Origin of the sequence: Arthrobacter psychrochitiniphilus (assembly GCF_003185915.1) — a bacterium.
Taxonomy (GTDB): Bacteria; Actinomycetota; Actinomycetes; order Actinomycetales; family Micrococcaceae; genus Specibacter; species Specibacter psychrochitiniphilus.
The window spans coordinates 118960-141569 of the sequence record NZ_QHLZ01000004.1 but is presented as its reverse complement, the minus strand read 5'-3'; the positions used below and the strand labels follow the sequence as shown (position 1 = coordinate 141569).

The 22610-nt window shown below is 59.9% G+C and carries 19 protein-coding genes; 5 read left to right on the top strand and 14 right to left on the bottom strand.

Features of this window, described 5'->3' with window-relative positions; genetic code table 11:
* The first annotated feature begins 44 nt into the window (after nt 1-44).
* From CVS29_RS07815 to CVS29_RS07805, 3 genes are all read left to right on the top strand, one after another.
* Nucleotides 45-620: an FAD-binding oxidoreductase gene (locus CVS29_RS07815; protein WP_110105777.1), complete on the top strand. Its 576-nt coding sequence runs from the start codon at nt 45-47 to the stop codon at nt 618-620.
* A gap of 42 nt (nt 621-662) precedes the next feature.
* Nucleotides 663-1439: a hypothetical protein gene (locus tag CVS29_RS07810; RefSeq protein WP_146213019.1), complete on the top strand. Its 777-nt coding sequence runs from the start codon at nt 663-665 to the stop codon at nt 1437-1439.
* A gap of 75 nt (nt 1440-1514) precedes the next feature.
* Nucleotides 1515-3083, top strand: coding sequence for a stealth conserved region 3 domain-containing protein (locus CVS29_RS07805; protein WP_245932115.1), 1569 nt, complete (start codon nt 1515-1517; stop codon nt 3081-3083).
* A 61-nt stretch (nt 3084-3144) separates the two neighbouring features.
* Here CVS29_RS07805 and fdhA read toward each other — a convergent pair whose 3' ends face one another.
* Together fdhA and CVS29_RS07795 are read right to left on the bottom strand one after the other, a co-directional pair.
* A complete protein-coding gene (gene fdhA / locus CVS29_RS07800) occupies nt 3145-4356 on the bottom strand; it encodes a formaldehyde dehydrogenase, glutathione-independent (RefSeq protein WP_110105775.1) in 1212 nt (403 codons plus the stop codon).
* Nucleotides 4357-4534: 178 nt separating this feature from the next.
* The gene (locus CVS29_RS07795) at nt 4535-5011 is read right to left on the bottom strand and encodes a MarR family winged helix-turn-helix transcriptional regulator (RefSeq protein ID WP_110105774.1); all 477 of its coding nucleotides are present in this window, start codon (nt 5009-5011) and stop codon (nt 4535-4537) included.
* Between the two features lie 115 nt (nt 5012-5126).
* Between CVS29_RS07795 and CVS29_RS07790 the strand changes: the two genes are divergently transcribed.
* Nucleotides 5127-6548, top strand: a complete 1422-nt coding sequence (locus CVS29_RS07790; protein ID WP_110105936.1) for an MFS transporter — start codon at nt 5127-5129, stop codon at nt 6546-6548.
* Between the two features lie 103 nt (nt 6549-6651).
* Here CVS29_RS07790 and CVS29_RS07785 read toward each other — a convergent pair whose 3' ends face one another.
* The 5 genes from CVS29_RS07785 to CVS29_RS07765 all read right to left on the bottom strand — a co-directional run bounded on the left by CVS29_RS07785 (nt 6652) and on the right by CVS29_RS07765 (nt 10757).
* Nucleotides 6652-7161 carry a mycothiol transferase gene (locus CVS29_RS07785; protein WP_110105773.1) on the bottom strand — a complete coding sequence of 170 codons (510 nt, stop codon included), beginning with the start codon at nt 7159-7161 and terminating at the stop codon, nt 6652-6654.
* Between the two features lie 70 nt (nt 7162-7231).
* A complete protein-coding gene (locus tag CVS29_RS07780) occupies nt 7232-7882 on the bottom strand; it encodes a LutC/YkgG family protein (protein ID WP_110105772.1) in 651 nt (216 codons plus the stop codon).
* Nucleotides 7879-9417 (bottom strand): LutB/LldF family L-lactate oxidation iron-sulfur protein, encoded by a 1539-nt coding sequence (locus tag CVS29_RS07775; protein ID WP_110105771.1) that lies wholly within the window; start codon nt 9415-9417, stop codon nt 7879-7881. Before CVS29_RS07775 ends, CVS29_RS07780 begins: the two co-directional genes overlap by 4 nt.
* A complete protein-coding gene (locus CVS29_RS07770; RefSeq protein WP_110105935.1) occupies nt 9414-10211 on the bottom strand; it encodes a (Fe-S)-binding protein in 798 nt (265 codons plus the stop codon). Before CVS29_RS07770 ends, CVS29_RS07775 begins: the two co-directional genes overlap by 4 nt.
* A 90-nt stretch (nt 10212-10301) precedes the next feature.
* Nucleotides 10302-10757 carry an Lrp/AsnC family transcriptional regulator gene (locus CVS29_RS07765; protein WP_110105770.1) on the bottom strand — a complete coding sequence of 152 codons (456 nt, stop codon included), beginning with the start codon at nt 10755-10757 and terminating at the stop codon, nt 10302-10304.
* Nucleotides 10758-10874: 117 nt separating this feature from the next.
* Between CVS29_RS07765 and CVS29_RS07760 the strand changes: the two genes are divergently transcribed.
* On the top strand, nt 10875-11597 hold the full coding sequence (locus CVS29_RS07760) for a LysE family translocator (protein ID WP_110105769.1): 723 nt from the start codon (nt 10875-10877) through the stop codon (nt 11595-11597).
* Nucleotides 11598-11637: 40 nt separating this feature from the next.
* On the opposite strand, the gene CVS29_RS07755 is transcribed toward CVS29_RS07760, so the two are convergent.
* From CVS29_RS07755 to CVS29_RS07725, 7 genes are all read right to left on the bottom strand, one after another.
* Nucleotides 11638-12690 carry an adenosine deaminase gene (locus tag CVS29_RS07755; protein WP_110105768.1) on the bottom strand — a complete coding sequence of 351 codons (1053 nt, stop codon included), beginning with the start codon at nt 12688-12690 and terminating at the stop codon, nt 11638-11640.
* A gap of 58 nt (nt 12691-12748) precedes the next feature.
* On the bottom strand, nt 12749-13879 hold the full coding sequence (locus CVS29_RS07750) for a type I restriction enzyme HsdR N-terminal domain-containing protein (protein WP_170120931.1): 1131 nt from the start codon (nt 13877-13879) through the stop codon (nt 12749-12751).
* A 111-nt stretch (nt 13880-13990) separates the two neighbouring features.
* Complete coding sequence (locus CVS29_RS07745) at nt 13991-14938, bottom strand: hypothetical protein (RefSeq protein ID WP_110105766.1); 948 nt, start codon at nt 14936-14938, stop codon at nt 13991-13993.
* A 56-nt stretch (nt 14939-14994) separates the two neighbouring features.
* Nucleotides 14995-16062, bottom strand: a complete 1068-nt coding sequence (locus CVS29_RS07740; protein WP_211315105.1) for a hypothetical protein — start codon at nt 16060-16062, stop codon at nt 14995-14997.
* A 92-nt stretch (nt 16063-16154) separates the two neighbouring features.
* Nucleotides 16155-17213 (bottom strand): vWA domain-containing protein, encoded by a 1059-nt coding sequence (locus CVS29_RS07735; RefSeq protein ID WP_110105764.1) that lies wholly within the window; start codon nt 17211-17213, stop codon nt 16155-16157.
* On the bottom strand, nt 17213-20011 hold the full coding sequence (locus CVS29_RS07730) for a GAP1-N2 domain-containing protein (protein ID WP_245932114.1): 2799 nt from the start codon (nt 20009-20011) through the stop codon (nt 17213-17215). Before CVS29_RS07730 ends, CVS29_RS07735 begins: the two co-directional genes overlap by 1 nt.
* On the bottom strand, nt 20001-22559 hold the full coding sequence (locus CVS29_RS07725) for a SaeA-related protein (RefSeq protein ID WP_110105762.1): 2559 nt from the start codon (nt 22557-22559) through the stop codon (nt 20001-20003). Before CVS29_RS07725 ends, CVS29_RS07730 begins: the two co-directional genes overlap by 11 nt.
* Between the last annotated feature and the right edge of the window lie 51 nt (nt 22560-22610).

Below are 22610 nucleotides of genomic sequence, written 5' to 3'. Positions count from 1 at the left end.
GGGGGTCGTAGCGTTTAGCAGCGGCCAACCCACGGAGGATCAGCATGCACACAGCATCAACACAGACACCATCCGGCGCAGGCCCTGATTTTGACTCACTGCGCCACCGTCTCTCCGGGCCACTCTACGAACCCATCGACCCTCACTACGCCGAACTCGCCACACCTTGGAACATGGCCGTCTTTACCTGCCCGGCAGCAGAGGTGGAGGCGTGCAACCCACAGGACGTGGTGGAGTCGGTGAAGTTCGCCGCCGCCAACGGTCTCCCGGTCACCGCCCAAGCCACGGGGCACGGGGTCGCCAGCGACATGGCAGGGGCCTTACTCATCCACACCCGCGCACTAGATGAGTGCACCATCAACACTGACACCCAGACAGCCTCCACCGGCGCCGGCGTCACTTGGAAAACCGTACTGAGCGAGTGCGAAGGCCTCGGCTTGGCGGGATTGTGCGGCTCCGCACCTGGCGTCAGTGTGGCCGGGTACACCAGCGGCGGCGGGATCGGCCCCATGGCGCGGACATACGGGGCAGCCTCGGATAGGGTCCGCTCCATCAATGTTGTGACCGGCGACGGCGCCTTGCACCACGCCACCGCAACCGACGAGCCCGAACTATTCTAGGGGCTGCGTGGCGGCAAAGGCTCACTGGGCATCATCACCGGCATGGAATTCGAGTTGCTCCCACTGCCCATGATCTATGCCGGTGCACTGTTCTTCGACACGCACCACGTCTCCGATATCCTGCACGCCTGGACGGAATGGAGATCCACGCTGACAGCGGCCGCAACCACCTCGGTGGCTCTGATGCAAATGCCGCCCCTGCCGGGAGTGCCCGAACCCATCGCCGGCAAGTTCACCATTGCGGTGCGGTATGTTTTTGCCGGAAAACCGGACGACGGCGCTCGCTGGCTTGCGCCGTTGCGTTCCGTTGCGCCGATGCTCAAGGATGCTGTGGGGCCCATGCCTTCCTCCATGATTGGCCTGGTGCATTCCGACCCCGAGGACGCCCTACCAGCCACGGAAGGTTCAGCCTTGTTGGCCACCTTCGATGCCGCAGCAGCACAAACCCTTCTCAACGTGGCCGGGCCGGACTCTGATTCCCCGCAACTCATGGTGGAAATCCGCCAGTTCGGTGGGTTGCTCTCCCAAGAGCCCGAGATTCCCAGCGCCCTGTGCCACCGTGATGCCGAATTTGGACTCTCAACCGTGGCCGCGGCACCGCCACCGGACTTACCGGCGCTTGCCACACACGCGGCCGGGGAGCGCGAACATATGTCTCCGTGGGCACATGGTGGCACGCTGCCCAACTTCGCCTCGAGCGAGGGACAGGCTGGCTTTGCCACAAGCTATACGGCACCGGTTCTAGAGCGACTGTCGGGGCTAGCCGAACACTTCGATCCCTCTCATGTGTTCCGGATGGGGCAAGTGCCCATGCGGTAGTCCGCAGGGCGATAGACTCGCAAGTGGGTTATTGCCCGCCGGCCCATCTCTTTCTTGCCAATTCGGAGCCGTCCCTTGAACAGCGCCAACCAGCCCCAACACTGCTCACCCCTATCCGAAAGTAACGCCAGCTCAGTCATTCTGCGCCGTGACGATGTGGTGAAGCACCGTGGCATGCTGGCGCTGATCAACGGCGCAGACCACAAAAACCCCGTATTGCCGCAGGACGCCACAGTGGCCGATCTATTGGCTGTTCGTGACGCCCTCGATGCATGCTCCATCGAGTACCTCTTGGTTCGAGGAGAAGATAACCGCCCCGTGCTCGCTATCAACTCTGCCCTACGGGCTGGCGTGGAGCACTCCTTGGCGCTCGGGTTCCGGAATGAACCGTTCTACGCCCGAACCGTGGCTAAGAAAAAATCCACAGTGCTGCTCGCCGACGGTGCTCTATCTACTGATCCAGAAGCCCTAATCATTCGGCTGTACCGGCCACGCGTAGAACCCCGGGGCGGCCTGTATTACGGCGCCGCAGGTGCCATTCAACTTGAATTTTGGGACTACTCTGACGCCCACATATTTCCCCCTGCCACCAACGCTCTCACCCGCACCAGCATCGAACGCCGGGACTTTGTTCCGGCTACGCTCACGCGGTACGGCCGGAGCTGGCCCACCATTGAAAACATGCTTGCACCCCACGTCTTTGACATCAACTTTGAGATAGACATGGTGTTTTCGTGGGTTGACGGCAGCTCCGAGGACTACCAGGCCGCCCGGCGTGAGCTTGAATCTGGAGCCGTACTAGGCGAGGGCGACGATCATGAATCGCGTTTCCGGCAAGTGGATGAGCTAAAGTATGCCCTCCGTTCGGTGCATATGTTTGCCCCGTGGATTCGTCGAATTTTCATCGCTACAGACTCAGCCGCACCGGCTTGGCTAAACGATCATCCAAAGATCACGCTGGTCCGCAGCCACGAGCACTTCGCGGACCCTTCCGTGTTGCCAACCCACAACTCCATGGCCGTGGAATCACAGCTGCATCACATCGAGGGGTTGGCCGAGCATTTTCTATATTCCAATGACGACATGTTTTTTGCTCGCCCACTCTCACCCGAGCTCTTTTTCACGCCAGGGGGCATCAGCCGTTTCATGCTTTCCCCCAACCGCATTGGTCTGGGCGAAAGCGCCCAAGAACGAAGCGGCTTTGAGAATTCAGCCCGGGTCAACCGTAGGCTTTTATTGGATCGATTCGGCGCCTTCACAACCCGCCACTTGGAACACAGCGCGGCCCCCTTGCGCAGGTCCGTCCTGACCCAATTGAACAAGGAATTTGAGCCCGAGTTTGCGGCAACCGCGGCCAGCACCTTCAGGGCTGCCAATAATATTTCCGTGACGAATTCGCTCTACCATTACTACGCCTTGCTGACCGGCCGGGCGGTCATGCACAAGGATGGCAGGGGTATCTATGTGGACACCGCCAACATGGCTGGCCTGACCCAACTCCCGCACGTGCTGGCCCGGCGCACTGCGGACTTTCTGTGCCTCAATGACGGCAGCTTCGGCGATGCCATACCAGAATTGCGCCGGAAACTTGTCACAGATTTCCTAGAGGACTACTTCCCCTTCAAAGCGCCGTGGGAAAAGTAACCGGATGCAAGCTGGCCCGGGCAACGAAACGCGTTTCCCGGGCCAGCGGTCACCGCCTGACTTAGTCCAGGTACCCGTTAGGGTTCAGGACATACTTGGTGGCCGCACCGGCGTCGAACTCGGCATAGCCGCGCGGCGCATCGGTGAGCGAGATCGCCTGGGCGTTGACGTTCTTGGCAATGGAGACCTTGTCATGCAAGATCGCCATCATGAGGCCGCGGTTGTACTTCATCACAGGGCACTGCCCCGTAGTGAAGGCTAGCGACTTGGCCCAGCCTGTGCCCAAACTCAGACTCAACGCGCCCTTCTGCGCTGCCGCATCGATGCCGCCGGGATCGCCTGTCACGTAGAGTCCCGGAATGCCCAAGGAACCACCTGCCGCGGTGATGTCCATGAGCGAGTTCAGCACGGTGGCCGGAGCCTCCCCCGCCCCATGACCGTGACCCTTCGCCTCGAAGCCAACAGCATCTACAGCACAGTCAACCTCTGGAACACCCAGCAGTTGCTCAATTTGAGACCCTGGATCGCCATTGGATAGGTCAATAGTCTCGCAACCAAATGTGCGCGCCTGCGCCAACCTCTCCGCATTCATGTCTCCAACAATGACCACGGCGGCACCCAGCAAATGTGCTGAGGTGGCTGCGGCAAGGCCCACGGGTCCGGCACCGGCAATGTAGACCGTGGAACCAACCCCTACCCCGGCCGTTACCGCACCGTGGAACCCTGTCGGAAAAATGTCGGAGAGCATGGTCAGATCCAGCATCTTCTCAAGTGCTTGATCCCGGTCCGGGAACTTCAAAAGGTTCCAGTCGGCGTAAGGGACCAGCACGTACTCGGCCTGCCCGCCTACCCAGCCGCCCATGTCCACATAACCGTAGGCACTGCCCGGGCGGTCAGGGTTGACGTTCAGACAGATGCCGGTCTTGCGCTCCTTACAGTTCCGGCACCGGCCACAGGCAATGTTGAAGGGGACGGAGCAGATGTCGCCAACCTTGATAAATTCGACGTCGGGGCCCACTTCAACGACCTCGCCGGTGATTTCGTGGCCCAGGACCAGATCAGCAGGAGCTGTGGTGCGTCCCCTGACCATGTGCTGATCCGAGCCACAAATGTTAGTGGCCACTGTGCGCAAAATGACGCCGTGGGGAACCTTGCGTCCCACATTTGCCGGGTTGACGCCCGGCCCGTCCTTGAGCTCAAATGTGGGGTAGTCAATGTCAATGACCTCAACCACTCCGGGTCCCTTGTAGGCAACGGCTTTGTTTCCTGACATGGATATGCTTCCTATCTGTTAGTTCAGAAGGCGGCACTTGACGCCCTCTAGTGCAACGAGACACACCCCCAACGGCCGCTACAGGCAACTGCCACGCACACAACTACTTACGTGGCGAGAGCAGGGACGATGGAGTAAAGCCCAGCCTAGGCCGGAAAAAGTAAATATGTAAGGAAAATCACGATGTGACGGCGCCGCGCGGCCAGGGGCTACCTTCCAGCCGCTCAACATCGCTGTTAAACTCCTGGAGTCCGGCCAGAAACTGTGCCCGGCGCGCCACCGGCCACTCCTCCATAACCCGCTCAATACCTTGGGCATGGATAGTGCGCGTCGCCTTCATGGCAGCAATCCCGGCTGGTGTGGGCGTCACACGGCGGGCCACCTCGCCGCTTGTATTTGGGGCATAGGCGAGCAATTCAGTGCGCAGCAGTGCCGCCACCTGACGGTGCACAGTGGAGGCATCCAACCGGAGCGCCGCGGCCAGCTCCTTGAGCGTCATGGGGGTAACATTTTCCAGCCAACTCAGGAGGACCATGGCCGAGCGGTCGAGGACTTCCTCGTGCCGGTGATACGGGCGCAGAGCATGCCGAGCCAGCAACATCAGCTCATATTCGAGCTGTTCCAGCACCTTTTCTTCGTGTCGCACAATCCTCATCTCGATAATCTTGTGTATGATGCATACTTATTGCATCATACACAAGATTGATTTTATCGGGAGCCCAGTGTTCAGTAGTAAAAACAAAAGTTCCACCCGCACACCTTCACCGGCCATGATTGTTGCAACGTTGGCGTTTTGCGGCATTGTTGTCTCGCTCATGCAAACGTTGATCATTCCGCTGATTCCCGAGCTGCCTAAGTTCCTCAACGCCTCCGCCACTGATGCCTCCTGGGCCATCACAGCAACGCTGGTGGCCGGCGCTGTAGTGACGCCCATCAGCGGACGTCTAGGTGACATGTTCGGCAAGCGCCGAATCCTGATCCTGAGCTTGCTAGCCATGGTGGTTGGCTCAGTGCTGTGTGCTCTAAGTGATTCGCTCTCGATCATCGTAGTGGGACGCACACTTCAGGGACTGGCCATGGGAGCCATCCCGTTGGGTATCAGCATCATGCGTGATGAGCTGCCGCCGGCAAAGGTGGGGCCTGCCATCGCCACCATGAGCGCCACCATGGGTGTGGGCGGGGCCATCGGTATCCCGTTGTCCGCCTTGATTGCCCAAACCGCCAACTGGCACATACTCTTCTGGGTTGCGGCGGGGCTGGGCCTTGCCTGCACGCTGCTCATAGCCTTTGTTCTGCCCGAATCCCCCGTTTTCACACCCGGCCGTTTTGATGGCTGGGGCGCTGCCGGACTGGCGGTAGGTCTGGTTGCACTGCTTGTACCTGTCACCAAGGGCAGTGAATGGGGCTGGGACAGCCCCCTAACCATCGGCATGTTTGTCGCGTCAGTGGTCGTCTTGCTCGTCTGGGGCTTCTACCAGCTTCGCACCACCAACGCACTCGTTGACCTGCGGGTTTCGGCGCGTCCGCGAGTACTGCTGACAAACCTCTCCTCCATCATGATCGGCTTCGCCATGTACGGCATGTCGCTGATTTTCATCCAGCTCCTGATGGCCCCGGCCGCAACCGGTTATGGGCTTGAACTGACCATGATCCAGGCAGGCCTGGCGCTGGCACCGGGCGGCATTGTCATGATGCTGCTCTCCCCCGTCTCGGCGAAGCTCTCCGCACGCCGCGGTCCGAAGGTGACCCTGACATTGGGTGCCCTCGTTATCGCAGCCGGATATGTCGTCGCCCTGTTCCTCAACGGCGCCGTATGGGAAATCATCGTCGCTTCCATGGTGATCAGCGCCGGCCTGGGCCTTGCCTTCGCCGCCATGCCCGCCCTCATCATGGGCGCCGTGCCCATTACCGAAACAGCCGCAGCAAATGGCCTCAACTCTTTAATGCGTGCCATCGGAACGTCCAGTTCAGCCGCCGTCATCACGGTGGTGCTGGCCTCCATGAGCATGCAGCTTGGCCCGTACTCATTGCCCACCATGGATGCGTTCCGCGTGACATTCCTGCTGGCCATCGGCGCTGCTGTGGCCTCGGCCGTGCTCGCCGCCTGCATCCCCACAGGAGGTGCGGCGCCCTCCCATGCACCAGCTCATGGCACGACGCCGGCCGCCAAGTCGGGCGTGCCCGTCGCCTAACGTAGCGGCTTTGACAGCGCAGCTTCCCTTGGCAGCCACACACGCCGGGGGAAGCTGCGCTTTTGTGTTTTTTGCTCCGGCGCAGATCCTGCGCAGATCCGCGTCAGAGCGTGGTGGGCAGGCCCTTGACGTAGGCCGCCTGCCCACCGTGCTGTACGCAGTCATCGACAATGCTGACGAGGCGGACCGCCAGCGTGACGGGTGGGTTCCACCTTGTGTCCACCACCCGATCCAGCTCAAAATTGGACAGTTCCCGGACGTAATCCAGGCTCTGAGCTAGGACGTTGTGGTGGTACTCCTGCAGGAGAGCCAAAGACTGTACACGCACCGCATCCACCTGCGCCGACGTGTGCCCATAGCCGTGATCGGCAGGGTCAAGCCCAAAGCCGAAAATCTCAGCATAGCCGCCCTTGCTCCAGACAGGCTCCAGGCCCGAAACGTTGGCAATCTGCTCGTCCTGTGCCCGGCTTAGATGCCATACGAGCCATGCGATGAAATTGCCTGTACCACCGGGCCGCCAATTCGCCCGCTCCGGGCTCAGCCCGTCCAGAACCGCAGAGACAATTGTGTCAATCCGACCAAAAGCATCTTCCAAGAGCTGCGAAGTTTCCATAGGGGCCATGCTCCCACCACCGCCGGGCACTGTCGAGGGGAAGTACGCCGGAGCCGCGGAGCGTCCTGGCTTATGTCAGGATGATGACATCCAGCGTGCGCGGACCGTGGACACCCTCAACCCGTTCAAGCTCAATATCACTCGTGGCGCTAGGCCCGCTGATCCACGTCTGCGGGCGGGTGGCTTCCAGGCGCGCAATGGCCTCGGGCAGCACCTCCACAATTTGGACCACCGTCAGGAGACATATGTGCCGGTCCGGAACCAGTGAGATGATGCGCCGGCCCTGATCCTCACTGCCGTCAAGCATGATGGTCCCGGTCTCTGAAACTGCCACAGCCGAAGCAGTTACCACGGCGTCCACGGCATCCAACTCGGCGGTGGTGAGGCGATGCTCGGGTGAGTCAACATGGATAGCCAGCGCCCCGGCGTCGTTCTTCACAGCAACGTCTTTGAGCCGGGAAAGCCACGCCTGGGGCAGGCCGTGCGGCACCACAATCGAGGCCGATCCGGCCAGCAGTTCCGCCAGGCGCGCCGGGGCCTCAGCGGCGGGCGTGAGGAACACGTTCGCCTTGTAGTCGATGAGCCGCTCTACGAGTTGCTCGAGCCGCTGCTCCGCGCTCATGTTCGAGGCGCGGCGGTACTCGCGTGGCACCACGGGAGTCTCGGGTGCATCGCGCAGTGCCGATTTGATCCTGGTCATGATCTCTTCGCGGGCGCTCATGCCTGCTCCCCTTCTGTGGTTCCAGCGCTGCTGTTTCCGGGTATCGCGGCGGCACCTGGCTGGTGTTCCTTGGCCCACCATTGGCGAAATGACTGGCTCGGCGGTGCGGGTATATCCCTGCTTTGCGTCCACCCACCAGCCAGTCCGGGAAGCTTCTTGATGACCTTGTCGCGGCCGGCGGCAAACTTGCCCAGAGGCAGCCCTTTTTCCAGCAGATTCAGGTGCGCACCGGAGGAAAACGCCCACTCGGCGCCCTTCATCATGAGGTCCATCTGGCTGGGGACCTTGAGCTTTGCACGTTGGGAGTCAACGTCCTCGCCGCGCAGGTGGACAAGGATTTCGGGGATGTTGATCTTCACCGGGCAGGCGTCAAAGCAGGCCCCGCACAAGGAGGAGGCGTAGGGCAGAGAGTTATTTTCTTCGCTCTTGATGCCGGTCATCAGCGGGGAGAGGATGGCGCCAATGGGTCCTGGGTAAGTGGAACCGTAGGCGTGTCCGCCGGTGCGTTCGTAGACGGGGCAAACGTTCATGCACGCCGAGCAGCGGATGCAGTTCAGCGCGGTCCGGCCGAACTCGTCGGCAAGTGCTGCGGTACGGCCGTTATCCAGCATCACCAGGTGCACGTTTTGGGGGCCGTCGCCGGGGGTGACGCCGGTCCACAACGAGGTGTAAGGGTTCATCCTCTCGCCTGTGGAGGAACGCGGCAGCAACTGCATGAACACTTCCAGGTCTTCCCAGCGGGGCAGCAGCTTTTCAATGCCCATGACGGTGATGAGGGTTTCCGGCAGGGTAAGGCACATGCGGCCGTTACCTTCGGACTCCACCACTGTCAGGGTGCCCGTGTCCGCCAAACCGAAGTTGGCACCGGAAATGGCCACTTTCGCAGAGAGGAATTTCTTACGAAGATGCGTGCGGGCAGCTTCGGCCAAACGCGCTGGTTCATCAGTCAGGTTCGGGTCCACAACAGGCATCTCGCGCAGGAAGATCTCCCGAACCTGGCTGCGGTTCTTGTGGATGGCCGGGACCAGAATGTGGCTGGGCTTGTCATGATCGAGCTGGACTATCAGCTCCGCAAGGTCGGTCTCATAGGCGGCAATGCCCTGCTCTTCGAGGTATTCATTGAGGCCAATCTCCTGGGTGGCCATGGACTTGACCTTGACAACCTCGGTTTCGCCGGTTTCACGGATAAGCGCGGTGACAATCTGGTTGGCTTCGTTGGCGTCGCGGGCCCAGTGGATGATCCCGCCGCGTGCGGTGAAGTTCGTCTCGAATTGTTCCAGCAGGGCCGGCAGGTTCGCCAGGGTGGCGTTCTTGATGGCGCTGCCAGCATCTCGCATGTCTTCCCAGTCGGGCAGCTCGGCAACAACTTTCAGCCGCTTGTCCCGGATGGTGTGGGTGGCGTGGCCCAGGTTGGCACGCAGCTGCTCATTGCCCAGTTCGCGGTGCGCGGCCTGCGGAAACGGCTCGGTCGCGTTGAGGTTACCGTGTCCAAAAACCGGAAGTGTAGGCATGCCCAGAAAAGTGTTGCTGCTCATCGCTTGCTCCCTGCCAATGTGACCTCGCCGGTGACGGTGATGGGGTTTTGAAGTGTGCTGGCCAGGATCTCGGCGAAGTGGAGGGTGCCCACGTCACTGCCTTGGCGAGACAGTCCGCCGCCAATGTGCATGAGGCAGCTGGCGTCGCCGCCGGAACACAGTTCGGCGCCGGTGCCACAAATATTGGCCGCCTTGTCAGCGTTCATGGCGGCGGAGACATCGGCGTTTTTCATGGAGAAGGTGCCGCCAAAGCCACAGCACTGATCCGCTTGCGGCAGTTCCACCATTTCAATGCCGCCCACGCTGGCCAGCAGGTTCAATTGGCGGTCTTCCAAGTGCAGTAGGCGCAAGCCGTGGCAGCTGGGATGGTAGGTGACCTTGTGGGGGAAGTACGAGCCCAGTTGTTCAGCGGCGTTGGTTATGCCCAGGACATCTGTTAGCAGCTGGGACAACTCATACGTTTTTGCACCCACTACGGCGGCCCGGGCTTCCAATGCGGGGTCCCCACAACGGCGGGCCACCAGCTCATGCTGGTGCTTCACACTGGCAACACAGGAACCAGAAGGCGCCACAGCGACGTCGTAATCCTGCGTGTCAAAGGCCTGAACATGGTTCGCCACCACGGCGTGGGCTTCCTTGAAGTAGCCGGAATTGACGTGCATCTGCCCACAGCAGGCCTGCCCCGCCGGGAACACCACCTCATGCCCCAGCCGTTCCAAAATGAGCACAGTGGCCTGTGCTGTGCGCGGATACATGGCGTCGACGATGCAAGTGGCGAAGAGCGCAATTTTCATGTTCTCCACTGTAGGCCAAAACACATTCAATGTGGACTGACCACACCCTAACTTTTGTCACGGCCTCTAACGCTGGTCCGTGGCGCAAGACTACAGCGGCAGTCCCGCACCCGGCTTGAGGTTTTTCATGACCAACGTTGAGCTCACACGCTGCACGCCGGGGAGCATGGTCAGTTCATTGTCAAAGCACTGCTGGTAATCGCTGAGGTCCTTCGCCATGACCTTGAGAATGTAGTCAGGGTCTCCGAAAAGGCGTTGGGCCGAGGTGATGTGCAAATTGGCCACAACCATGGCTTCGAAGTCTTCGATGGTGGGGCGGTCCACGCGGGCCAGCGTGACAAAGACCAACGCTTCAAAGCCCAGCCCAACGGCGGCCGGATCAATTATGGCCCGGTAGCCGCTAATGACACCCGACGCCTCCAAGTCCTTTAACCGGCGATGGCACGGCGCAACCGTCAACCCCACCTCAGCGGCGAGTGCGGTAGCGCTCTTACGGCCATCAGCTTGGAGCGTGCGCAAAATTTCTTTGTCTATAGCATCAATCACAGATATATCTTATCGCTATAACCACTATTGTGGGCGAAAAAGGTAAACACTTATGGCAGAAATTTCCCTAAGATTGCGGTACCCATCAGCATCACCACAGCACGCAGCAGGAGCAGCATGGATCCGCAGGCCCTCACAGGCTTCCTTATAGTCGCCGTCACTCTGACATGCACCCCTGGCCCGGATTGGGCGTTCGCCATTGCGGCAGGCTTGAGCAAGCGCAGCTTTGTTCCCGCCGTTGCGGGGCTATCCTCCGGCTATGTGCTGCACACCATCTTGTTGGCGGCGGGAATTGCGGCATTGATGACTGCCATGCCCAGCTTGTTGCTCTGGCTGACCATAGCGGGGGCAATCTACCTTTTGTGGCTCGGGTTCATGACCACCAAGTCATGGCGTGGTGCCGGATTCCTCACCGTGGGACCCAACGGCGAACTGCCCGTGGATATGGCCGCCGGAAACTCCTTGCCAGCAGCTGACGCTCTTCGCAACCGTCCCGGATCTGAGTGGGGGGCGTTCCTGCAGGGCTTTGGCACCAGCAGCATTAACCCGAAGGGAATGCTGCTATTTGTGGCCCTTACGCCTCAGTTCATCAGGGCCGACGCCGCATTTTCGGTGCCACTGCAGTCCGCCATTCTGGGGCTTTCCTTTGTTCTGATGACCGCAATCATTTACACCTTCGTGGCAGCCGGCGCCCGTAAACTGCTGCGTTCACGCCCGGGTGCAGCCCGCGGTGTGACCCTCACCAGCGGCATCATCATGTGCGGGCTGGGAGGGGTGCTGTTGGTGGAGCAAATTGCCCCTGTGGCACAGGCGGCCAGCAAACTGCTGGCCGGAGGCTAGGCTCCCGCGCCTACGGACACTAAGTACATTGGGCCAGCAACTAGCCCTGAGCTGCCCGCCAGGCCGCGAGTTCGGCCAGCAACTCGGCCTTGCGTGCAACCGATGCGAAGGAGGAACGGATGGAGTTGCCCGCCAGAAGCTCCACGGTTGCCACATCCCAGCCGAACTCGGCAGCCAGTGCTTCGAAGTTGGCGCTCACATAGCCGCCAAAATAGGCGGGGTCATCGGAATTGACGCAGACATTGAGCCCTGCTGAAATCATTTGCGGCAGGGGGTGCGCAGCCAAGGTGTCCACCGCCCGCAGGCGCACATTCGAGAGCGGACAAACTGTCAGGGGGGTTTGCTCCCGAACCAGCCGCTTGACCAGGATCCTGTCCTCAACAGCCCTGATGCCGTGGTCAATGCGTTCCACACCCAGCAAGTTCAAGGCGTCCTCAACGTAGCTGGGTGGGCCTTCTTCCCCCGCGTGGGCCACGAGCCGCAACCCCGCCTCGGCTGCCCGCTTGTACAACCGGATGAACTTCGACGGCGGATTGCCCACCTCTGCGGAGTCCAGCCCAATGCCGATGATCGGCGCCTTCATGGCCAGCAGTTCTTCCAACACCTCCAGCGCTGAGCCTTCGGATTCATCACGCAGGAAAGCAGCAATGAGTTCGGTGGAGATACCAAAGTCAGCCACGCTGGTAGCGAGCGCAGCCGCTATGCCGTTGACCGCCGTGGCCAATTCCACGCCCCGCGCCACATGGGCCTGCGGGTCAAACATGATTTCCGCGTGGCGTACCCCGCACTCTTTGGCCCGGCGCAAATACGCACGGGTCATATCGGTAAAATCATCCGCCGTTACCAGCACTGCCATATTGGCGTAATAAAGATCCAAGAAGGATTGCAGATCGGTGAACTGGTACTGCTCATGCAGCAGCTCAAGCGTGGGGAACGGCAACGCGATGCCATTGCGTGCCGCCAGTTCCAGGATCAATTCCGGTTCCAGCGTGCCCTCAATGTGCAGGTGCAGCTCAGCCTTGGGCAGGGCCGTCAGGGCCCCCGCGTCAACGTGGTTAACAGAGTCATCGCGTTCAGCAGAGGCGTCAGTCATGGTGCCAGTCTACGTGGGAGCGGCCATTGAGCCGCGGTGTGACTAGGCCCCCTCGTGGCTAGGCCTTAAACAGCTTTGCCAGCAGTTTTGGATCCACAATTTCAGTGCGAATCACTTCGCTGAGAGCCTCTGCCGTGGTGGCGATGCCCGTTCTGCGGCGTACTTCCTTGCGCAACTCATCCAACATGGCCTCGGATAGGATCAACTCCAACAGCGCGCCAGGTTCGGTGGCTGCCCTGTGCCGCCACATCTGATCAATGCGCCGGCGCTTCAGGGCTTCCTTGTGCAACAGGAACATCAATTCTGTTTTCTCAGCCAGCGGTGCCGGCCCCAAAAGATCAACCTCAAACACCAGATCAACCACCACGGGCAACCCGCCGGTGAGGTGGTAGGTCTGCCACACGGCACCGTTGGTCAGCACCATCCACTCCACACCTTCATTGACCGCGTACATGAGTACTTGGCGCAGGTGGCGTTCGTTGAGTTTCTGGCTGATCCGTTTGACCTCGATGAAGGCCACCATCTGCTTGTCGATCCGCACACCGTAGTCGGCAAAGTCCTGCTTGACCATGTATTCGGTGGTGAGGTCCTTGAACTTGTCATAGTCCAGCCCCTCACACAGCATGTCCGTCACCACCATGCGGGTATCTCCCTCGTTGGCATCCCGGGCCTTGAGCGCCTCAAGCGGCTTGACGTAGCGCTTAATGGCCTCGTGCACTTGTTCAATCGCTGCAAGTTCCCATTTGGGGGTGCGGGATACTGGCACCGCTTTGGGCTCTGCCGCCTGCGCCTCTGCCGGGACCGGGACAGAAACGGATTCAAGAGAGGGGGCAAGCGATACTTCCACCTGCACTTCTTCTATCTGTACTGCTTCTACTGTCACCTCCACCTGGACGACGGCGGCCACCTCCGGTTCGCTTCCTGCCGGGATGAGAAGCTCTTCCGGCAGATGCAGGTAGGGGTCACCTACGCCAAAGGCTGCCTGTTTGAGCATCCAACTGATGGTGGGCTCCCAGGCCTGAACAACGTGAGCCCCGGCACCGTCTACAGCGACAACATTGGTGTGGGCAATAAGTTCCAAGTCTGCATAATCTGGCACTTGACGCCCGGCGCGGGTTAGCTCAGCAGCCCACCTGATTAAGATATTGAGCCGGTTTTGGCCCTTGGCATCCAATGAAATTTTCTCCATACGTCCGTACTCCTTGCGTCTGTGCATTGAAGTTGCTGTTTTTTATCCACTGCCCGGCCCCGTTGGGCGCTTCCTTGGATAGTGCTGCAGCATCCGGGCCAGGGTGCCCGTTTACTGTTCCCAATAATTCCTTTGGCCGTTGTAAGGCTGCGGCATGTTGGTATATGGCCCCGGCGCTCCAAAACCCTGGGATTGAACGGGGTCAATTTTAATAAGATGCGTTGCTGGTGCCGCACACGCTCGGGTCCTCTCGGACGCCCTGTTGATCATGGCAAAGGACCACACCACGGCACCAAAACCGAAGGTGAGGGCCAACCACCACCCGGGCCCCACGCTGAAGGAGAGATCGGGGATGGCTTGGCCCAGATCAACCGTGGACAGGTCCACAGTGGAACTGTCCAAGCCCAACCATGCCGGGTCAACGCCGTCGGGAAGTCGCACCTCCCCCGCCACATTTTCCAGGTTCAGCAACTTCGTCACGTCCCCCACCGTATATTTGAGCGCACCCACCGAACTGGCAAGGGAGACAGCCGGGGCTTGGAGTGCAATGGCCACGACGGAGAGGAACATCCACCAGCAGCCAAACCAGCCCATCAGCACGGCCCCCGTACGTGTGGGACGCCTTACCCCGAGCGCAGCCGCACCCACAACAACCACGAGGGAAATCACCAAGACGGCCCCAATGACTGTGCCCCAGGCGCCAATGCTCAGCGCGGGTATCCCCGCAATTCGCATCTTGAACCAGCCCAGAAACATGGACAACAGCAACACTGCCGCCAGGATACCCAGTGCTGTCAAGAAAACTCTTCCTGCACGGGAGCGAATCCACCACAGTTCCCCGGGAAGGGGCGCCATCTTTTTGTGACTGGCCAAGGCCACAATGGCCAAGATCAGCAAACCGAGCACGGGTATCAAGGCGCCAACAAGGATTCCTACCCACACCGGGATACTGCCCAGAGAAGCCAGCGCATACCCGGCCAGTCCGCCAAAAACCAGACTGGCCAGGGCAGCAATCATGGCGGACTGCATGAGGAAATTCAACCAAATGTTCAGATCCATGACCGTTCCACCTTTGATAATGTTGCCCGTATCCGCTGGCCTAGCCGGGCGAACTTCTAGAGGACACCCGTAGCGCTCAGAACCCATTTCGCCGGGTCCAGGCACCTAAACGGGGCTATCCCCCGGGCGTGCACGGATTTCCCATTGGGTGATTCGCCGAGGGCTGAGACCGCGAAGAAGCGGTAGTTCAACGGCCGTCCGTTATTTGGATTCTCCAAACTCATAACAAGGTTCTTGGCCTCAAGTTTGTGCAACAGGCTGCGCACTTCCTCGTGCAGAAGGTCCCCATCCTGCTGGTTGTAGGCAGCACTTTGCAGACTTGGGTCTCGCAGAAAAGCAGCCCCTGAGTTGGACATGATTGACTGCCATGCAACATCATCCACATTGCGCATTTCCTGGAGCGCATCAAACTTGGACAGGATCACCGCCAAATGTGGTGTTGCGGAACCCAGCATGCGCAGCAGATTTCCCAAGACCATCTGCGGGTCCCCTCCGAGAAGGAGCTGCGCGGGGATGAGGTCCTGCAATTTGAGCCGAATATCGGGGACGGCCAGCGGATCAAACATGAAGAACAAAGCATCGGCATTAGCCAGGAAAGAGAGCGGACGCAGGTTTTCTGGAGGGTTCTCCATGTCCTCACCCGCAACGTCGCGAATGGAGAGGAAACGGCGCACCCCATTGACCATGCCAAGGCTCAAAATCACCGGGTCGCGGGTGTACGAATCCGCCTGCAGATTGCTGGGGGTGGGGTTCATGAGGCCGCGCTCCTTGAAGAGTGGCTTCTCATAAATTTCCGTGTACTTCTCCCGTGAACGGTTGTCTGCAAAGTCAACCGAGCAATTGAGCAGGCTCATCAAGTACTTCAGTTCTTTGACCAAAACAGCCAAATAAAGTGACTTCCCGGTTGCCCGGGCGCCACTCATGGCAATGCACGTAGCCCGCCCCACACGCCAATCAATAGGCAGCACGTAGTGACAGCGCGGGCATGCATCCTGTGCCGGTTCGTTGCAGCCACCGCACGCGGCGGTATCTGCCGGGCGCCAGTTTTTACCGGCATCAGCGGGTGGTGGCTGATATATTTTGGGACCATTTTTGACTTCGAAACCCATGAATCCGCTAGCCACTTCGTCAGTCTCTGTGGGGCATAGCCCTGTAGTACAGACCCAGAACGCCTGCTGATCCGTAATCTCCTGAAAACAACTAGGACATTTAGTGCTCATCGGTTCACCTTCCCTGACAAATCCGAGCCTGCAGGGAAACATGCCTGCAGTAGTGATGCGACCACTGCAGATAGTGCACGGGGGTCCCGCAGCAGCCTGTCACTGACCGATTCGCCTTGGATAGGCGCTTCTATGAGTGTGTTGGGAGCATGCGAGCCGCCCAAAAGCTGCCACGCTGCCGGATCACCAACTGCCACTATGTGGCGGATTTCCTCCCCGGACCCATACCGTGGCAGCTCTTCGGCATCCGCAGGCAGCCCATCAGTGAGCAGATACACCAGCTGCTGTGCGGGGAGCCCGTAGTGACTATCAAGGCGGCTCGTTGAACGGAAACCGCTGGATGGAATCCGGTTCTTGAAGTGTTCGTTGATAAGCGCTGGCAGTTGCGCCAGGTCAGCAGGTGGCAGCAGGTGGAACGACTCGTCAACAATTGCCGCGTTGACGTCCCGGCCGTTTGATACAACTTGGGAAATCCCGGCAATCACCTGAGCCACGGTAGCGATAGTCCCTTCTTGAACCAGATCCACGGTGGATCCTGAGCCATCCACAGCAACCACCATGTTCACGGACAGGGCTGGCTCCACCCATTGCAGTCCCAGAATTTCCCTCGTGGCCACTCGCGCTGCGTTGCCAAGCGCGCCTAAATCAGCGTCTGCCTGATTGTGTGCTGCCCGAACGCTCAAGGCCCCTTCGCCAGGAGAAATAAAGATCAGGTCCTTGCGATCCAGCCCGGAAACGTCAACGGGGGCCAACACAACCCGTTGTGGATCCGCGGTCACCTTGTCTTCCACAACAATGGACAGGTGGGCGATTGTGGGGGCTGGGAACCGTTCCATCCCAACCGGCAGTAGCGAGACCATGGTGGCACCAGCCACTTGCGGCAGGATCACCATACTGTCCGCACTGGGTGGACGCATCACGTTCTGTACGGCTCGGGAGTCTTGGGAGATCTCCAACCAGCCTTGGACGCCGGGGCCTTCAAGGCGAAGGATGAACCTCAGGGGGCGCACATTGAGCTTTACCTCAGCTGCGCCCTCCAACATGTAAGTGGGCATTATCGATCCTTCCACAACGCCGATTTGATGGACTTAATAGACTCACGGAAGGCTGGGCGGTCCTGTTCTGCCGCCATCCTTCCAGATTCGGTACACAACTGATGCCACCAAACGGAGAACATCTTTTCGCGTTTCTGGAACGCCTTCTCCCGTTGGCGATCCGATTCCGTTTCCGGCAATCCCTCGCGGATGACTTCCAGGGTTGCGGCAGCGGCGCCATCAAGATCGTACAGTGGCATGGTCGCCAGGACCTTGCGCAGCGGAACTTCCAGAACAGGAACATAGCTTCCATTCAGAGGCACCCGGATACCGCCCAGGTAGCGCTCCTCCAGGCCAGCGCCCACTGGAAAGCCGGGCTGAATGTACAAGGCGATCCTGCCCAGATGCTCGGCGTCGGCAATACTGAGACAGCTCGTTTCCACACACCTGCCAAGCGCGTTGGCAATTCCGGGATCCGCCATCCGCCCGAGACTGCTCAGTTGTTGTTTCAGGGCGTGCGGCCACGGCCCAAATGGCTTGTCCGAACCCAGAACTATGACCGTTGCAACCACCAGAAGTGCGCTAACGCTTCCTGGCCCAAGCATCCGGCCCAAGCCTGTCAGAGTGTTGTCCAGTGTCCGCACGAACATCACGGCCTTCTCATAAACCACATCAGGACTGCCTTGCGCCCAGGAGTGGGCCAGACCGGTCCCTCCCGGAGCCTGGTCTTCGCTGGCCCGGCGCAGGTTGGCCAGTTCAGCTTCCAACGGCGTGATGTCTTGAACCCCCCGCATACTCACTAGCTTGCACAGTTCCGCAAGGCCTTGGGACCACGGTTCCTCCAACAGAACGGTGTAAAACAACTCTCCGGGCAGTTCCTTGGGGCACCGTTTTTCAACGAGCCACAGCTCTTCACCATTCCACGCAGTGGCCTGGTTAAAGAGAAGCTGCGGCAATAGCTCTGGTTCTTGCGTTCCGGAAAAGGTTTCCATCAGCCCTACGGCCGCAACGACTCGCGCCTTATCAACGGCCCCCTGCCCGTTGACGCAACGCCACAGCGCCACCTCAACAATCATGGGATCGAGCTTCATGCCATTGCGGCTCAGCTCTTGCGGGACCACAGCCTGGGGCACACCGGGGAACAACCAATCCCGAAACACTGCAGGCATCCGGTTCCCAGGCAGGGATTGTTCAAATCGTCCTGTGCGTGCCACACCGTCCAAGAACCTCCGGGCCACATCGCCACTGCGCAAAGGGCCGTTCATCTCGGCTAATGCTTGTGCCTCATCATCAAAGTCAATGACAGCACCGATCACCCGTTCAATGATCTCTTCCGTGGCATCAGCGAGTTCAGCGTCAGCCCTTGCTGATAAATCAATCAGCTGGCATGAAGCAACAAAGTCCAGCACACCCGGAGCCGTTAACACGGATTGACGGCTGCTCTGTTCGGCCAGCCTGGTGCGAAGCCCAAGGATGGTTGACCGGGCCAGAGCCTTCAGGCTCGCAGTGTTAACCTCCACCCGGTAGTCCTCCGGCAACGGCACACTGCCGGGGAGTTCCAGCCAGTCAACATCGTTTAAGGCCCGTTCAAGATAGGTCTGCACCAGTGTTTCTCGGACCAGCTCGGATGTCTCACCCCTAAAGAGCTCATTCCACGCATCCTGCGCATGAACACTGCCGGATGCGCTGATGGCCGCCAGTGTCTGAGCCAAAAGTTCGCCGTCATTGCGCAGGGAGGGCGGCGAGGACATCGTCAACACAACAACAGCCTCGGCAGCCGCATCCGCAAAAATATGCGGTTGCCGCACAGCCGTCAATGCCAGTGGCCAGCTGGGGTCGGCCCCGGTCTCTCCCAACCGCGCACTGACGTGGTCCAATTCCGCCATGACTTCCTGTGTTGTTTCACGCGAGGCAACAGCGTCTTGAGCCAATGTTCCCCAATATGTTGCAGAAATGGTGGATCCGGCCGCCGTGGTGTGCGGGTGACCTCCCACGTCCCCCATATTTGGGGTTTCCGCCTCATCAAGAATCACAATGCCTGAGAGCTCACCCAACAACGGCGCATCTTCACGCGGTACACAAGCAAGATGGACACCACGGGCAAAGACTGTCTCCAGCGAAGCCGCACGTTCAAAGAGTGAAAAGTTAAGCTGCCGGGCAAAGTGGGGAGAACACAGGAAGCTCACTGCGGCCGTCCACAAGGCGGCGTTGTTCGTCGAGTCTGCAACCAGTACGACGCCGGGTCCCCCACGCATTGCCCCACTCACAGCATCAAGGAGAACGGCAAGCACTCCGGCCCGCCACACATTTTGGGCGAAGAGGAAGTCCAAGACGCTAGAGGCCCCCAGCCCAGGGGCGAAAGCTCCTGCCGAAAACACGGGGAGTTTTGCGCCATTGACCTGCTCAGCACCGTATGGCCGCAGTAACTCGGGCGAATTCCACCATTGGATGGGCCGGATTCCTGGGCTGGCATTTTCGGGGTTTCTGTCCACCAGGACATGGCTGAAAACGTTTCCCGGCCGTCCGGACGTATCCGCACCGGCCATGACGGCGTGCCAGTAGCGGCCTTGGCCGGATTCGTCGCGAACATGGGTAAAACGCCTGGGCATGGCTGCAATCTCTGCACTCCCAGGGAAATCATTGGGCGCTACCACTGGGTCGAATTGGGTTACTATCCTGGACTGCAGGGCAGCAAATTCCTGATCGAGTAGGCCACCGCTACGCTCCTTCAACTGCCACCCTCCCCGTGTCCCATGGCCCAGATCGAAGGAGGCATAGCTAAGCTGACCCCATCGCGGCAACGAAGTCTCAGCGTCCACCGAGCAGCCCCCACGCTGAATTGCCCCGGGACAACAATGAGAGCTCGTTGACGCCAGGATCCAGTACGGCCATCATCTTAAGCCCCTCCAGCGCCACTGCCGGGAATAGCCGAACATATCCTGTCCCCGGGCGAACTTCGGCATCCCACGTTGGCTGGTCAGTCTTCCAAACATCGGCAGGGTCTGATGGCGCCCTGTTTTCGGGTTGGAACACACGGGCCGCCGGAGCAGCTCCGTCCATGTCACGCATCATATTCAGGTGCAGCCCATCCGCCGCAGTCAGAGGCAGCCGCTCAGGATGATAGACGAGTACGAATCCCGGCAACTGTGCGTTCGGCATGCGGGATTGCACCGCCACCGTCAACCCGGTGATCTTGCCTGTGAATCGGTTCTTTCGCTGCGCCACGTTATAAGAAACACGCAGCAGCCAGGGGTAGTTGATGGTGGTGACAGTACCGCTGACCCTCGACCCGGCTTCATAGCTGACGGGAACCAAGTGCAGGTCGCAGCCTACCGCCGGCAGCAGAGTAGAGAAGTAGAGGCCGCCGCGCTGGTTATATCCCGAATGGGAAATCTCTTGCGGCTGGCCGGTCAACGCAGCTTCAGCACCTTGACCGGGAGCCCCGCTGTAAACCATCACAGCATCGGCACCGTCTGGCCATTCAAACGTCAGGATCTGACTGTCCACACGTTCCACAACCTTGGCATTGCGGATTCTGGTGGGCCGGGTGCTCACCGTGCTGGCGCCCACATGTGCGCGGCCCTCAAGAACTGTCACTGGTGTGAAGTACGTTCTGGTCCATTCCACCGGCCAGGGGACATTGAGCATGGAGGCCGTGCCATCCAAAGGCTCTATGGGGTGGGCCAACCGGAATTCAGGGCGCAGGCCACCCTGTTCCAAAGTAGCTTCTTCGATGGCTTTTAGCTCAATGCCGGCAGCCGGCCGGGTGGCGGTACGGTAAATGTCCACGCGGCCCCCGGGCGGAATGCTCCAGTTCAAGTCAACGAGGACGGTCTCATTATCGTCGTCGGCTTTGACCGTTGCGGCAAGATCATCAACGGGCAACAGGACAGAGGATACGTTCATATGGACCACGGCGGGTGCCGATAGCCGATTGACGTTATGGACCGCAGCTTCCGTATACACCTTGTAGATGTAGCTGACACCGCGCTCGGCCTCGGCATCGACAAAACCGCCCAGGTTGGTCCCACCAGCTAAGATCCGGTAGGCGGGGTCACTGCCAGCAAATGCTGCCACTGCGGCAGGAATACGGAAGATCTGAACTTTTTCAGTTCCGGGAAGCGCCGTCCATTGTCCAATGATCCTGCCGCTGTCTTCACGGATGTCCACCACAGGAACTTCACCCACCACATCCAGCATTGCGTGCAGAACGGGCTGGGAGTTTAACGCGTCAGTTTGGTCCCGACCGGAGTTGCACCAGACCTGAACATGGCGAACAGCAGTGCGGAATGCTCGAGGATCCAAGGCAGCCGCGTCTGTGGAGATGGCAATGACGTCAGCTTGGTCTGGGTTGTAAGGCACCATCCCATCGCCGGAAATAATGCGGTAAATCTTAAAGTCACCAGGGTCGGAGTTGGGGTCCCACGCGTAACGGCGGGACCCATCCTGGGTTCGCGTCAATTTGATCTCGCCCGGTGTTGTTTCTGCTGACATGAAGTCATAGGCAGCAAACATGCTCACCTCCAGCACCCCAGAAGCCGCTTGACCCGGCGCGCTGGCAGTTGCGGCCGCAGCAACGCTGGGCTGTGCTTGCTGGGCCATGGCTGAAGTGGAAGCCTTGGCCGGGGCCTCAGAGTGCACAGAGGCCGTTCCTGTGGAGACAGCGGGCGGCACCATCGATGGTTGAGCGCTAAGCGGGTGTGGCGCAGCATCCGGCAGAGGCGGTGCGCCGGAGTGGGACATCTCAGCTGGCGGGGCCACAGCGGCCAGAAGGTTCACGATTTCCTGCGCATAATCTTGTGCAAAACCAGGCAGTTGCGCCTGGACTGCTTCCAAATCACGTTTGCTGTTGGCCACGGCTCGCAAGTTTCGATCCTTGATTTGGTTGGCAAATGGCCGTCCTTCATCCACTGCCGCCCTGCGCCAGTTCTTCAACAGTTCCTCACATCGTTCCGCGAGCGTTGGCGGTGCAGGCGCTTGGGCTGCGGGGACCGACTGTTCGGTAACTTCCACGTCTACCTCTTCCACAACATATTCCAAAGGCTGAGCTCGCACAGGCCCGGGTGCGGTGACTTCGGGCGGGGCGGAGGCCCGGACAGCTGCTGCACCTTCTGGCCGGTCGTATTCGCTGCCCAGCTGACGGTGTGGATCGGCAATGTTGAATGCCACCTGCTTCAACAACGTGCGGATGGCACCCTGCCACGCCTGCACGAGATCCACATCGACGCCGGGCGCGTCAACTCCCTTGGCAATGGCAATCGCGGCCAAATCATTCTCCGACGGGGCAAGGTACCCCCTGGCCGCAACGTCGTTGGCCCATAAGCGCAATGCACTGAGCCGCGCCTCATACTTTTGATCAATTGTCATTGCGTTCACCTTTACTGCTGTGGATTTCCGCTGCTGTCCTCCCGCTGTCAA

Coding starts and splice junctions, on each gene's coding strand:
- CVS29_RS07815 (WP_110105777.1), top strand. CDS start 45: ATGCACACAGCATCAACACAGACACCATCCGGCGCAGGCCCTGATTTT.
- CVS29_RS07810 (WP_146213019.1), top strand. CDS start 663: ATGGAATTCGAGTTGCTCCCACTGCCCATGATCTATGCCGGTGCACTG.
- fdhA (WP_110105775.1), bottom strand. CDS start 4,356: ATGTCAGGAAACAAAGCCGTTGCCTACAAGGGACCCGGAGTGGTTGAG.
- CVS29_RS07795 (WP_110105774.1), bottom strand. CDS start 5,011: ATGAGGATTGTGCGACACGAAGAAAAGGTGCTGGAACAGCTCGAATAT.
- CVS29_RS07790 (WP_110105936.1), top strand. CDS start 5,127: ATGATTGTTGCAACGTTGGCGTTTTGCGGCATTGTTGTCTCGCTCATG.
- CVS29_RS07785 (WP_110105773.1), bottom strand. CDS start 7,161: ATGGAAACTTCGCAGCTCTTGGAAGATGCTTTTGGTCGGATTGACACA.
- CVS29_RS07780 (WP_110105772.1), bottom strand. CDS start 7,882: ATGAGCGCCCGCGAAGAGATCATGACCAGGATCAAATCGGCACTGCGC.
- CVS29_RS07775 (WP_110105771.1), bottom strand. CDS start 9,417: ATGAGCAGCAACACTTTTCTGGGCATGCCTACACTTCCGGTTTTTGGA.
- CVS29_RS07770 (WP_110105935.1), bottom strand. CDS start 10,211: ATGAAAATTGCGCTCTTCGCCACTTGCATCGTCGACGCCATGTATCCG.
- CVS29_RS07760 (WP_110105769.1), top strand. CDS start 10,875: ATGGATCCGCAGGCCCTCACAGGCTTCCTTATAGTCGCCGTCACTCTG.
- CVS29_RS07755 (WP_110105768.1), bottom strand. CDS start 12,690: ATGACTGACGCCTCTGCTGAACGCGATGACTCTGTTAACCACGTTGAC.
- CVS29_RS07750 (WP_170120931.1), bottom strand. CDS start 13,879: ATGGAGAAAATTTCATTGGATGCCAAGGGCCAAAACCGGCTCAATATC.
- CVS29_RS07745 (WP_110105766.1), bottom strand. CDS start 14,938: ATGGATCTGAACATTTGGTTGAATTTCCTCATGCAGTCCGCCATGATT.
- CVS29_RS07735 (WP_110105764.1), bottom strand. CDS start 17,213: ATGCCCACTTACATGTTGGAGGGCGCAGCTGAGGTAAAGCTCAATGTG.
- CVS29_RS07725 (WP_110105762.1), bottom strand. CDS start 22,559: ATGACAATTGATCAAAAGTATGAGGCGCGGCTCAGTGCATTGCGCTTA.